At 61.9% G+C, this 11,887-nt stretch carries 17 protein-coding genes; 6 read left to right on the plus strand and 11 right to left on the minus strand.

The window, feature by feature from the left end; genetic code table 11:
- Positions 1–105 precede the first annotated feature (105 nt).
- Positions 106–1,011: an aspartyl/asparaginyl beta-hydroxylase domain-containing protein gene (locus AC5P5W_RS09335; RefSeq protein ID WP_197575100.1), complete on the minus strand. Its 906-nt coding sequence runs from the start codon at positions 1,009–1,011 to the stop codon at positions 106–108.
- A gap of 436 nt (positions 1,012–1,447) precedes the next feature.
- Between AC5P5W_RS09335 and AC5P5W_RS09340 the strand changes: the two genes are divergently transcribed.
- On the plus strand, positions 1,448–2,107 hold the full coding sequence (locus tag AC5P5W_RS09340; protein ID WP_049406658.1) for an RIO1 family regulatory kinase/ATPase domain-containing protein: 660 nt from the start codon (positions 1,448–1,450) through the stop codon (positions 2,105–2,107).
- Positions 2,108–2,232: 125 nt separating this feature from the next.
- Here AC5P5W_RS09340 and AC5P5W_RS09345 read toward each other — a convergent pair whose 3' ends face one another.
- On the minus strand, positions 2,233–2,571 hold the full coding sequence (locus AC5P5W_RS09345; protein WP_005411374.1) for a P-II family nitrogen regulator: 339 nt from the start codon (positions 2,569–2,571) through the stop codon (positions 2,233–2,235).
- A 154-nt stretch (positions 2,572–2,725) separates the two neighbouring features.
- Here AC5P5W_RS09345 and ubiK point away from each other — a divergent pair, with 154 nt between their 5' ends.
- Both ubiK and arr read left to right on the plus strand, forming a co-directional pair.
- Positions 2,726–2,977 carry a ubiquinone biosynthesis accessory factor UbiK gene (gene ubiK / locus AC5P5W_RS09350; RefSeq protein ID WP_169411303.1) on the plus strand — a complete coding sequence of 84 codons (252 nt, stop codon included), beginning with the start codon at positions 2,726–2,728 and terminating at the stop codon, positions 2,975–2,977.
- A 126-nt stretch (positions 2,978–3,103) separates the two neighbouring features.
- Positions 3,104–3,538 carry an NAD(+)--rifampin ADP-ribosyltransferase gene (gene arr / locus AC5P5W_RS09355; protein WP_014648712.1) on the plus strand — a complete coding sequence of 145 codons (435 nt, stop codon included), beginning with the start codon at positions 3,104–3,106 and terminating at the stop codon, positions 3,536–3,538.
- Here arr and AC5P5W_RS09360 read toward each other — a convergent pair.
- From AC5P5W_RS09360 to AC5P5W_RS09375, 4 genes are all read right to left on the minus strand, one after another.
- A complete protein-coding gene (locus AC5P5W_RS09360; RefSeq protein ID WP_164077396.1) occupies positions 3,531–3,977 on the minus strand; it encodes a DUF4279 domain-containing protein in 447 nt (148 codons plus the stop codon). The genes arr and AC5P5W_RS09360 overlap by 8 nt on opposite strands.
- Positions 3,978–4,161: 184 nt before the next feature.
- The gene (locus AC5P5W_RS09365; protein WP_126411453.1) at positions 4,162–4,650 is read right to left on the minus strand and encodes a hypothetical protein; all 489 of its coding nucleotides are present in this window, start codon (positions 4,648–4,650) and stop codon (positions 4,162–4,164) included.
- A 313-nt stretch (positions 4,651–4,963) separates the two neighbouring features.
- Positions 4,964–5,320 carry a CPCC family cysteine-rich protein gene (locus tag AC5P5W_RS09370; protein ID WP_032958808.1) on the minus strand — a complete coding sequence of 119 codons (357 nt, stop codon included), beginning with the start codon at positions 5,318–5,320 and terminating at the stop codon, positions 4,964–4,966.
- A 389-nt stretch (positions 5,321–5,709) separates the two neighbouring features.
- A complete protein-coding gene (locus AC5P5W_RS09375; RefSeq protein WP_197575097.1) occupies positions 5,710–6,312 on the minus strand; it encodes a DUF998 domain-containing protein in 603 nt (200 codons plus the stop codon).
- 254 nt (positions 6,313–6,566) lie between these two features.
- On the opposite strand from AC5P5W_RS09375, the gene AC5P5W_RS09380 reads away from it, so the two are divergent.
- The 3 genes from AC5P5W_RS09380 to AC5P5W_RS09390 all read left to right on the plus strand — a co-directional run bounded on the left by AC5P5W_RS09380 (position 6,567) and on the right by AC5P5W_RS09390 (position 8,831).
- The gene (locus AC5P5W_RS09380) at positions 6,567–7,427 is read left to right on the plus strand and encodes an OST-HTH/LOTUS domain-containing protein (protein ID WP_188217928.1); all 861 of its coding nucleotides are present in this window, start codon (positions 6,567–6,569) and stop codon (positions 7,425–7,427) included.
- Positions 7,428–7,898: 471 nt separating this feature from the next.
- A complete protein-coding gene (locus tag AC5P5W_RS09385; RefSeq protein ID WP_049441958.1) occupies positions 7,899–8,255 on the plus strand; it encodes a hypothetical protein in 357 nt (118 codons plus the stop codon).
- A 45-nt stretch (positions 8,256–8,300) separates the two neighbouring features.
- Positions 8,301–8,831, plus strand: coding sequence for a cold-shock protein (locus tag AC5P5W_RS09390; protein ID WP_197575096.1), 531 nt, complete (start codon positions 8,301–8,303; stop codon positions 8,829–8,831).
- A 52-nt stretch (positions 8,832–8,883) separates the two neighbouring features.
- On the opposite strand, the gene AC5P5W_RS09395 is transcribed toward AC5P5W_RS09390, so the two are convergent.
- From AC5P5W_RS09395 to AC5P5W_RS09415, 5 genes are all read right to left on the minus strand, one after another.
- Positions 8,884–9,456 carry a hypothetical protein gene (locus tag AC5P5W_RS09395; protein WP_164077393.1) on the minus strand — a complete coding sequence of 191 codons (573 nt, stop codon included), beginning with the start codon at positions 9,454–9,456 and terminating at the stop codon, positions 8,884–8,886.
- Positions 9,457–9,525: 69 nt separating this feature from the next.
- Positions 9,526–9,933 (minus strand): hypothetical protein, encoded by a 408-nt coding sequence (locus AC5P5W_RS09400; RefSeq protein WP_197576146.1) that lies wholly within the window; start codon positions 9,931–9,933, stop codon positions 9,526–9,528.
- Between the two features lie 26 nt (positions 9,934–9,959).
- Positions 9,960–10,400 (minus strand): Imm44 family immunity protein, encoded by a 441-nt coding sequence (locus tag AC5P5W_RS09405; protein WP_049441965.1) that lies wholly within the window; start codon positions 10,398–10,400, stop codon positions 9,960–9,962.
- A gap of 42 nt (positions 10,401–10,442) precedes the next feature.
- Complete coding sequence (locus AC5P5W_RS09410; RefSeq protein WP_164077391.1) at positions 10,443–10,781, minus strand: hypothetical protein; 339 nt, start codon at positions 10,779–10,781, stop codon at positions 10,443–10,445.
- A 110-nt stretch (positions 10,782–10,891) separates the two neighbouring features.
- A complete protein-coding gene (locus tag AC5P5W_RS09415; RefSeq protein ID WP_111190760.1) occupies positions 10,892–11,290 on the minus strand; it encodes an Imm10 family immunity protein in 399 nt (132 codons plus the stop codon).
- Positions 11,291–11,887: the final 597 nt, after the last annotated feature.

The following is an 11,887-nucleotide window of genomic DNA, read 5'->3' on the forward strand; positions in this document are numbered from 1 at the left end:
TGGCGACAGCGCGGGTTTTCTGCTTTCTGTAGAGCCGAGCCCACGCTCGGCTGCTCTTCGGACAGGTTGCGGTAAACCCAGCCGAGCATGGGCTCGGCTCTACAGTCAAAGCGCCCAGATGCCCGCGATCACCGCCACCACCATGCCCCACTTGATCAGCTGGTAGGCCACCACGCTGCGCTCGCGCAGCGCCTTGGCCTTCAGGCGCACCTTGTAGACACTGCCGAACGCCTTGTTGACGCCACCGGTCGGGTCACCCGGCAGGTTCGGCGATGCACCACCGGCCAGCAGCGTGGCCGCCACCGCGCGGTTGAACAGGCCCGGCAGGCCGAAGCGCAGCGGGCGGGCGATGTCGCAGAACAGGATCACCCGGTCCTGCTGCGTCTCGTTGTGCGCATGGTGGATGTAGGTCTCGTCGAACATCATCCACTCGCCGTCGCGCCAGCTCTTCTTGATGCCGTCCACTTCGATGTAGCAGGCATCGTCGTTGGGCGTGCTCAGGCCCAGGTGCAGGCGCAGCGAGCCAGCGAACGGGTCGCGGTGCGGGCGCAGCTCACTGCCCGGTGGCAGCTGCGCGAACATCGCCGCACGCACGTCCGGGATCGACTCGATCAGCGCCGTGGTCTTCGGGCACAGCGTCTTCGCCGACGGGTGCGACGGGCCGTACCACTTCAGGTAGAAGCGCTTCCAGCCACGACGGAAGAACGAATTGAAGCCGGCATCGTTGAACGTGCTGGAGGCAGCGATCTTCTGCGCGTCGCGCAGCGCCAGCGCCTCGTCGCGGATCATCTGCCAGTTCTGGCGCAGCGGCTCCAGCTGCGGGAACTCTTTGCCCGGGTCCAGGAACGGCGTGGTCGGCACCTTCGAGAACATGTACATGACCACGTTGATCGGGGCCATGAAACTGGAGTGGTCCAGCAGCTGGCGCGACCAGCGCGCGCGGACCTTGCCACGGAAGTGGATGTACAGCACGCAGGCCACGAACAGCGCTGCAATGACGATTTTGATGATCAAAGCACTTTCCTCCAGCCGCGGCCGGAACGGGAAACGGGGCGATGCACGGCCAGGCGGCCAGCACCGGTTCGGAACGCGGCAGGGGACGGGGACGTGCCGGAGGGGGGCGGCCGCCGATGTCGCGGGTTAACAGCTTATGGTCGGCAGGGCGTGCGCTGGGGTCAAGCTGGACGTGCGTGGCGTTCAGCGCGCCGCCGATGAATGGGCTGGAAGCGCGCCCAACTCATTGATTCAGCGGGGCAAACCTTATAAGTGAGACGGAATTGTCCGATTCTGCGTGACGAACTGTTCCAGCCACGACCCCGACATTTCTCCGACAAATCGTGGAATAGCGAACTGGCGAGTACTAAAATTAACGAAAACTTAGTAACTCCCTGTAATACCGGTTCGCTTGACGCTTTGCGCCACCCACCGGGTCGTCCGAGACCCCGACATGCATCTTCCTGCTCTTCCCCCCTCCTCCTGCGGCAATGATGCCGCCTCCCCGCTGCTGCTCAAGCGCGGCGAACGTTTCCTGGCCCCCGACGTCTACCGCACCTGCCTGGACGGGCGCGAGGCGGTCATCAAGGACTACTCCCGCTACCGCGGCACTCCCGTTTCGCTGATCGCGCGACTGATGGTGCGCCGCGAGGCCCGCATGCTGCAGCGCCTCGGCGGCTGGAAGCATGCCCCCGCGCTGCTCGGCACCCTCGGTGGCCTGGCACTGGGTATGGAGTTCATCCCGGGCCAGACCCTGAGCACCGCGCAGGCCGTGGGCAATGAAGTGTTCGAGCAGCTGCAGCACGCGCTCAGCCGCCTGCACGCCGCCGGCATCACCCACAACGACCTGCATGGCACCAACGTGGTGGTCAGTGGCGGCGTGCCGGTCCTGCTGGATTTCACCTCCGCCTGGCGCGTACCCCGCTGGCTGCGCCGCGGCCCGCTGAGCCGGCAGATGCGCCGCAGCGACATGAAGAACCTGCTGAAGATCCGCCAGCGCGTGACCGGCCAGGCGCCGAGTGCCGCGCAGGCCGCACTGGTGGCCGACCCGGGCTGGGTCGCCGCCGTGCGCCAGGGCTGGAAGCGGTTCTACAAGTGGGCCAAGCGCCGGTAGGGGTCGAGCTCGCTCGACCGCTTTACCGCTCTTTGTAGAGCCGAGCGCGCGCTCGGCTGCTGTTCCTGCATCGCGCGAAATGCAGCCGAGCATGGGCTCGGCTCTACAACATCCCGCCGAGCGGGTTACAACGCGTCCGCGTCCAACTCGCCGGTACGGATACGCACCACGCTGCCCAGGTCGTACACGAACACCTTGCCGTCACCAATCTTGCCGGTGCCGGCGGCCTTCACGATGGCCTCAACCACCGCCTCCACCTGGTCATCGGTCACCGCCACTTCCAGCTTCACCTTCGGCAGGAAATCGACCACATACTCCGCGCCACGGTACAGCTCGGTGTGGCCCTTCTGGCGACCAAAGCCCTTCACTTCCGTCACCGTGATCCCGGTGACCCCACGCTCGGCCAGCGCTTCGCGCACGTCGTCGAGCTTGAACGGCTTGATCACCGCCATGACCATCTTCATCGTCTATCTCCTGTCTTCCGGCGTGGAGGATAGCGCCTGAACGCGGCCCGTGCGAAGCCGCTGCGGCCTGTCCGGGCAGTGGGTGCCGGCAGTATCCTTGTGCCCGAATGGCCTGCCCGCGCCGGATGCACGGGCCCACCCCACGGAGCACCCCATGATCGACCTGAATCAAATCGATGACCTCGCCCGTCGCCTCAGCGACCTGGTGCCGCCGGGCCTGCGCGAATCGCGCGAGGAACTGCAGGCCACCTTCAGGAGCGCGTTGCAGGCCGGCCTGGCCAAGCTGGACCTGGTCACCCGCGAGGAGTTCGAAGTGCAGCGCGCCGTGCTGCTGAAGACCCGCCAGAAGCTGGACGCGCTGGAAACCGCCGTGCGCGAGCTGGAAGGGCGCGGCGCCGCAGAATGAAAAAAGGAGGCGCACTGCGCCTCCCGTTTACAGATTATTTCCTGGATGGGGCCTTGCAGCAAGGCCCACCGGGCGCCCTAGACTCGCCGGCCTGTCGATCCGGCAGCACAGAGAGGGGCAGCAGCAATGGCACAGGACACCGACTGGACACCCGTTTCGCATGACACCTGCGACCAGGTGGCTGGGCCGTTCTATCACGGCACCCGCGCTGACCTGGCCGTGGGCGACTTGCTGAGCGCGGGCTTCCGCTCCAACTATCGCGACAGCGTGGTGATGAACCACATCTACTTCACCACCATTGCCAAGGGCGCCGGGCTGGCTGCGGAGATGGCCCGCGGTGAGGGGCGGCCGCGCGTGTATGTGGTGGAGCCGACCGGGCCGTTTGAAGACGATCCGAACGTGACCAACAAGAAGTTTCCCGGCAACCCGACGCGATCGTATCGGAGTGCGCAGCCGTTGCGGGTGGTTGGGGAGGTTACGGAGTGGGAAGCCTACGACGCGGAGTTCGTTCGGCAGTTGAAGGCGTTTGTTGCTTCGGGGAGTGGGGAGATCATCAACTGATGGCCTGCTGGCGCTGGGCGTTGCGCACTTCTTCATCGGCTTCATAGATGTCCAGCCCGAGCTCAATGCCGCGCTCACCCAAGGCGAGCAGCGTGCGAGGCGAAAGCGAGACACCATCATTGCTGCTGCCCATGAAAAGGCCACAGAACAGATCAGGCCGGAAGCGTGCCAGAGCCTGCCATACGGCGAGATCGCCGGTGAGTTGATCGAGGATCTCGAAGATCTGCGCTTCCAGATCTTCAGGCTCACGACGCGCCGCATCAAGTTGCCAGCTTCCGGTTCTGGCGATACGCACGGTGCCTGATTGGTTGCCTCTGAGTTCCTGGCCCTTGTGATGCGATGCGGTTGGAGTCGCTCCGAGCAAGGCACTGACTTCTTCGGGCAGGAGGTCGTCGCCGAAGAATCGGAGGGTTACCAGGGAATGATCGAATGCTGCCATGGGAATCCAGCTGTCCTTTTCGGAACGTATTCCAGTGCGTAGGCCTCGTTGATGCCAGATTCCGGCCGGAACCGGACGACAGCAGCTTCGGAATAGGCCGAACCGGGGGAATCGGCTTGGGCTCAAACGGAGGGCTGGCCGGTCCCTACTTGAACATGTCCAAAAAGCCCAGCCGTAAAAATCATCAAGCCCCATCCGGAAGGCGGACCTGCGCCGCGCATTCTGCCGCAACGGACGCAACCGATGTGCCCTTCAGTCGTGAAAGTGCCGCAAGCGTACGTCGTTCATACGCCTCCGCGACTCCCGGATCTGGCTCGATGAACGGCGATGTGCAGATGTCCTCGACCTTGAATCCCTGGGTGGTCAATGCCAAGACCCGCTCTGGCGTCTTGGGCAATGCACGGGCTACCGCGTAATTGATGGATAGGGAGGCGCCCGCATCTGAAAACGGCTTTAGCGCAGCCGCAACCTCAAGCCATGCAGGATCGCCTGACTCGATGCCAGCGGTGACCTGCCCAAACTCCCGCTCGTGCTGCCACAGGTCCCAAAGCACCTTGCGCCCCCCTTCGTTGGCAACGCGATTGAGCACGGCCTGTGCCGAAGGGCGATCCGCCGCGACTGCAGCTGGGCTGGCAATCGCAAGCACGAGTAGGAGCACTGTCATGTTTCTCATGGGACCTGACTCCCTGATGGATGGACCCTTGGATCCGGTCATACGACCTGCCCACAAAGCACCATGTGGCGTACTTTCCCCTGATACAGCGCGATCCTAGGGCGGCTGGGTTCGGCCATCAAGCCGGCGCATTGGCCAGATCCAGGCATAGGATCAGAAGCCCCGCGAAATCCACGTTCAAGACATTTGGGCCATGTCCGCTACGGGTCGCTGGCTGGTCAGTGATCCACAGGAAATACCCTGCGCGAGCCAATGTCCGCTCTCGGCCAGTGGTGGACATTCGCGAACGCCATGAGTTGAGCCGCGAAGTGCTTCAGATCGAAAGAACGCCCAGCATCGACCAGTAAGCCTCCTTCTCGTACGAGACACTCTTGCTGTGCCAGTGATTGCCGCCCCTTAGAGCTTCGTAGTGCCCGATCTCCGTGCTGGACAAAGGGCGCCAGCCAGATCCGCGGCGAAAGCCGCTTGCGACCTCGACGCCAAGGGGGAAACTGGAAAGAGCATTCTGCTGCGCTTGCGCCAGAGACTCGCCGTTGGCTCCGCCGGTGGATGTGGGGTTGGCAAGTTGCACTCCGTCATCCTCCCAGTTGCAGATCGGACATATGGCATGGGACCCGTAGACGTCTTCCAGGGTCAGGAAGCCACACGATGGACAAGGCAGATCGATCATTGAGAACCAAGAACCTCAGGTAGACGAATCACTGGACTGGCAGGTGTCGCGTAGGGCTGAAGGGGACGAACGTCCGCTTCGGATCGAGAGCGGCCTCTAGCATTCCGGGTCGCGTTGTCTGGCGCCGGCACGTTTGCATTCAGCCCAGAGCGGGCATCAATCGCAAGAGCCTTCTCTGGGCGCGGTTGCGCTACTTATAGCAGAAGGCGCGCACGACCTTCCCCCTCTTGCCACCCGTGGTGCCAGCATCAAGGAACAGATGGTTGAAGAGCACCCACGGCTTGAACAGCGAGCACACTGGCATGAATCCCGAGAAGATCACCTTGAGCTGGGGCCGGAGAATCGAGAAGTCCTTGTTCGGCCCTCTATGTTCCTGTCGCGCGCCCCCATCAATGCGCAGCCTGCGCCTTCAGCGCGCTTGAACCCCGCCGCATCAGGTACAGCCCCACGAGGAACGGCCACAGCGAGTTGATCGACGAGAAGAGGCGCTGTGTCAGCCCCCTGAATCCCTCCGGATCCGCCCCCACCACGTTCAACCAGAGATAGACGATGCCCGCGATGCTCACCACAGCGGTCATGGCATACGCCCTTCGGTTGGCAGACCACGCACTCAGTTCGATGTGCGACATCGCCGGTGCAATGATGTTTGCGATACCAATGGTGTAGAAGCCGTGCATCGGATGGCCCATGGGCCAGAGCCCGTTGGTCAGCATGGAAATGCCAAAGACCAACCAGCAGATTGCACCTACTGCAATCCGGCGACCGGACTCCCGCCATACCCCGATGGAGAACGCCACGAAGCCCATACCGGAGCCGATAGCCGCGATCCTGCCGCAGATGCTTGCAAGCGTTGGCGCCTGCAGCAGCTCGCTGGCGTGCTGCGCAGGCGGGTTGTAGCCCGGCGCGAACAGGGCGGCAACGCTGGTCCAGAACAGGAACCACGGAAGCGGGACCAGACCCGCACAGAGAAGCAGTCGGCTGCGGTGTGACACGTATAGTGGTCCTTGTTTGGCCTGCGCCAGTGGGTGGAATCCGTTCAAACACCGCAGAACCTTCCTGATCGGGGCAGGGTGGCTCCGGCTGACTACAGAGGTAGTCACCTTCTGCGCGACGCCCTAAGGGGTCAATAGGCAGAAAGTCACTCATGCCCGCAAGCGATGCAGACAACAACCTCATCATTCTGGTCCAGCCTGAGCTTCCACCATCTCTGGCTGTAAAGTCGACGTGTCCCATGCTCAGGTTTGCCATGTCCGCCGTCGACCAGAATGACATTGTCGGTGCACAGCACGAAGTGCAACAGCTTCTTGGCCGTTGCATTCTGCGACTTCAGCAGTGCGAGCAACTGATGAGATCCATGCTCGCCTTTCAGAAGTTGTTCGGTACGCCGGAAACACTCCCAATGGCTTTGGACAAGCGCAAAGCAGAGATCAGCGGCAAGACCATGGGGGTGCTGGTAGGTCACCTGACTGCCGAATGCGTGGTCAAAGAGGGCAGCGAAGCCCCTGGCGGCCCATCGGGTTACGACAGCAATTCAAGCTTCGTCGCTCTGCACATGGGGCTAGAGTTTCCAGAGCAATCCCATGCAACGCTGCAAGCCGACCTGCGCGAACTGGTGAACCTCAGGAACGTGCTCGTTCACCACTTCATCGAGCAATACGATATCCAGACTGTCGAAGGATGCCTGAAGGCACAGGCTGCACTCAGCCGTTCCTACGCTCAGATCGACCGCCAGTTTCAACGGCTGCGTGCACTTGCGGCAGATGTTGCGCGGGGAGCGAAAGCCTTTGCGGAGCTGGTTCACTCTCCCCAGTTCCATGAGTTTATGGTCAACGGCATCGCGCCTGATGGGCAGATCCATTGGCCGCTCACAGGTATTGTCAGTGCGCTGAGACAGGCCTTCCGAGAACGGGCGATCGACGGCTGGGTGAGTGTGGACACAGCCGTTCGCTGGGTAGCAGAGCACCACCCGGAACAAACCCCCAAGAAGTACGGCTGTGCCCGATGGCGGCACGTCATTCACGAATCTCGTCAGTTCGAACTGCGCCACTTCGCGCACCACGGCCAGTTCGGGGCTTGGTTCCGCGAGCGGCCAGATTCGACTGGCTAGCCAGGCGCCGCTATTGGTAGTAGCAATACGCTTTCGCCTACCAAGTGCTGTCGCATTTGCCGCTCCCTGCGTCTCTAGCGGAAGGTTCTGACGACTCCATTCCAGAAGTCCCGCTGCGCCAAGCACGCCAAGGCTCTCGCCGCTTCCGGTGCTATGCGACAATGCCAAAAGCGTCTCGGGTTTTGGCGGCATTGCCCCCCACCCGTTGGCATTCCGAACAACAGCAGGTAATCGTTACTGCGCCACCGTGCATCGGTGGTCGGGACTCGAAAGCCCGTTTTGTTGGGAAGTAGTTTGCGCTTGCCAGCCGGCACCACCGCGCGTGGTGCCGGCTGGCAATCCGTCTGCCGGCTATGGCGGGCGGGGCGTGGGGGTCTTGTACCCGCCGGTTCCCAACATCCGGTTTTCGAGCCACGCTCTGCCCGCCACCTTTATCGGTGGCGGCGTCCGCCTGCATGCACGGAGCCCGCCATGACCACGCCGCACTCCCCTCCCCCGCGCCCGATCCAGCAAGCGCCCTCGGCCGCTCCGGCCCCGGACCCCAACAGCCTCATCGCCATCCTGCGCGCCATCGGCGCGGGCGCTGCGGCCGATGGCCAGCCGTGGCCTGAGCGCCATCACCTGCGTGGCCGGCAGATGGCGTTGTCCGACGCCGACTGCGCACTCACCGGCCAGCGCATCGTGCAGGAGATCCTGCTGGCGGCCGAGCGCACGCGCCAGAACGGCGGGCCAGAGCAGTACGTGGGCGACCGGGTGATGGAGGGGCTGGTGATGGCCGATCTGGCGCTGACCGCCTTCATTCACGAGCGGATGCGACCCAAGGACTGAGCGCGCTTATGGCGCGGACCTTTCTGCCTGTGTGCGGGGTGACGAATGAAGATGCATGGCCTGGCCGCTGTAGCGGTGTGCATCGCGGTGATCGGCGCGATGTGGGTGGAGTGGCCCGAGCCCACGGGCGATCAGGTCTGGGCCTACCAGAAGCTGCAGCCAGCCGATTACCGCCTGCTGCGCAGTGATGCACTCGGCTTCGTGACCGCGAAGGCCTACGAGGGTTTTGAACTGCACGCGCGCTATGCCGGGGTGATGTCCTTCGAGATCCGCTGCAAGGGCGTGCTGGTGATGGAGGTGGAGAACGCGCCCTCGCGCGTGCTGATCCGCATGCCTGCCGATGCCCGCTGGCGGGCACCGGATATCGAACGGCTGCGCATCAGCTTCGAGCGTTGGCTGGATCTGCACCAGAGCCAGGGGCGATTGCTGGTGGAAAGCGCGGGGCCTTCGTGGGTTGAGGCACGGTTTGGGCGCTTCAATGGGTTGGTGCTGGATGAGCAGCGGTGTCTGCTTGGGGCGCCAGCCAACCGCCAGGCCGCTTCCACCAATTACCTCAGCGCTGAAGTGCCCTCGTAGGCTGACGCTCACGGTTGCGCTGTGCCTGCACCGCATGCGGCACAGCAACTGGTCAGGGGCCAAACCCCAGCGCCATCGCAACCACTTTCCCATCCCGAACGTAGAAGCAAATGCTCGATCCACCTTCCGAGAACCCACAGGTGCGCTCGACATCGAAGCCCCCCAGCGTTGCCTGCTCTGTCTTCCCCTGGCCATATCTGCGTGCTGTGCCGATGGCCTCGGACGCCGGATCACCCATCGCAACGCCTTTCAGCTTCATGCCGCGCAGGCTCTCGGTTCTACCTGCAGTGGGTTGCGCCGCGCTGATCGATGAAACGCGGATCTCATCAATGGTTCGGAACTGCGGAGCCACGTCAGGGTTGGAGGTGATCAGCACCTCCAATCGGGTAGTGGGATCCAGGTATCTACGCCGTATCAGCCCTGCCGCGTCCACGACCATCTCGCCATCACCATAGCGGCGCAGGAAATCCCTCTCGCTGTAGACATGCGGGACGAAACTTCCATCGCGGAAGGCTTTCGATACAAAGTCCACGCGTGTATTCCCTGCGGGGAAGCCTGCTGCTGCAGGCAACATACCCAGCGCAATCCAGATGAGTCTGCGTGTCTTCATGACAACTTCGTCCATCCATCTGAAAGAATGATCACAGAGCATTCTTGACTCATGTGCGGATAGCCCACTCGTTCCAGAGGCGTATCACCATTCCGGATGATAGCGGTCCTTGTACTCGTCTTGAATCAGTCCTTGGTTCACATAGCACCCCTGACTGGTCCTCAGCACGTCCCGCGCGAACCTCAAGGCGCCGTCAACCGAATCAAACGTCCACTCGGTACCAAAGGGATGATCAGGGTCCACCGCCTCGAACTCGTACACATCGATGAAGCCAGGCGCTCCATTGTCAAATACTTCGCAAAGACGAACCCTCCAGGCGTTCAGATTGGCCTGCTCAATGGAGACAAAGCGAATCACACGCTGATCCAACTCATATCGATCGGGGAGCAGCTGCTCGACATCGCGGCCCGCCGAAAGATTGCCTGTTACATCCAGATCACAAAGATAGCGCTGCAATGGATCCCTCATTCCGTTGAGAAAACTGACCAGCAAGTGAGCATCGGTGACTTCCGGAGCGACTAGGACGCCTCGCCCGAGGCATAGTGCCATGCACCCGACGATTGGCCGTTGTAACGGCTATCGATGTCCTCCAGCCATACCTTCAGATCCATCAGAAACCTTGCATGGTCGAAGTCCTTGAACTTCACCCTGCCCAGTTGCTCCGCCAACTGCTCAAGCAATTCGCGGGAGACATACCGCATTTTCTCCTTCATCGAGAGCGGAACGATGGTCGGCAGGTCAAGCATCACATCGGTATAGAACTCCGCCTTCTTTCGTCGAAACTGCACTCTTCGCTTGAAATCCAGCTCGGGATCTCGACACACGAAAAGCAATGCCACAGAAGCCACTTCGTTCCCGTAGCTCCTGGACTCGAATGTGGCGGAGCGCTCTACGTAATGACTTTTTATCCTGCCAACATGCGACTCCCAGTCGCAGTCCGCCACGAAGTTCAGTTTCATCAGTCCCACGCTCCATGTTAGTGCTGCGCGCGCATCCCGCACCTATTCGAGCAGGTCGTGTAGATCGATGCCAGACGGATTCGCCAGGCGCTTCTCGCGACCCACATGGTGAAGCTCGAGGGTGCCTTTCTCTGAATCGATGACACGGGTGCCATCAAGCACCGCCAGAAACCCGAAGACCGCCGAACGGGCAGCTTCACCGGCAACGGCTCGCAACATGTCGGCTTCTACAGCGGACAAGCTGTTGAACCATTCGGACCGTGCCAACAGGTCTGGGGCCACCCGACGGCCCGGTGGATACGCCAGGTTCGAGATCGTACTACCCACGGATGATTCAAGCACATAGCGCTGGATAGCGGATACAAATTCGTCAGCTTTCATGCCACTCCCCCGGCTTTGAAAATGAGCCAGAACACATTCGCCTGTCCGGACCTGCTGCCTCTTGTCCCCGCTCAGCCCGCCTCTCGCAGGCAGTGCGGCACAGCATGAACTCAATCCCGTCCAGACGAGTTCAGATCAAGCGGAATACCCTCCGCAACACAGATTTTCCGCAACGCGGCCTCCAGCTTGCTGCCGTTTTCCAACGTTTTCAGTGTCACTGCAATCCCACCAGTGATCCCAAGCTTCCTCTGTGCACTTTCGGAGAGAGACAGCTCAAGCTCCATGCGCCGCAGAGAGATATGCACCAGACCGCCATAGCAAGGCTCAAGACCTCCGCCGACCTCGATATGGGCGTGCGCCATGCCCAACTCTTCGTCCTGGTCGTCATACGCCTTCGCGTTCTGCAATACCACGTAACGAGACGGATTCGTCGAGCTGTCGGCCAAGCCAACTACGATGCAGTAGTCATCTTCCTCCATGGAAACGACTTCGGCCTTGAATCTGTACATTTCCCGGGTACTCCTGACATGTGGAAAACTCAATGTCTACTCCGCCGCTGTCCTGGTGCCGCTCTCAGCACGCAGGGTCGTATCGTTGTCACCCTTCCAGCCCACCTGGGTGCCACTCGCCCCGCCTGCGAGCCCATCCGTACTTTTGTCTGTTCCCCCGCCGCTCGATCATCAAGGGCGGCGCCAACGTCAGGGGCGGTCTGTACTGACGGAAACCGAGCCGTCTTCCAGCAGGTGGACGCTTACATATGCGTCTGGCGGAGGTATCCGATCGATCGACGCCCCTGCGGGGGAGAATGTCCCAACTTGTGATCGGGCCGCAGACTGTCCTATGCACCAAACGGCTGCTATCCAACCCTCGCTTGGCAAGCTCGGCCACAACTACTTCAGGAGGCTGGCGCTCGAAGCCCTTGTAGGCGGTGCACGTCTCTCCCGTCTGGCCAATGGGATACGTTGAACTCTCCACCTCATCCCGGCACCCCGGCAGGCCCATGGCGAGCGAGAGGGCCATCAGTACTCGAATGCACTGCATTTCAGCTCGCTCCTTTCCTTCACTGCCCTGTAGTACCCCTTGTCTGACGCAAGACCTGCGAGACC

Source organism: Stenotrophomonas sp. YJH_SMC_123 (genome assembly GCF_059368215.1).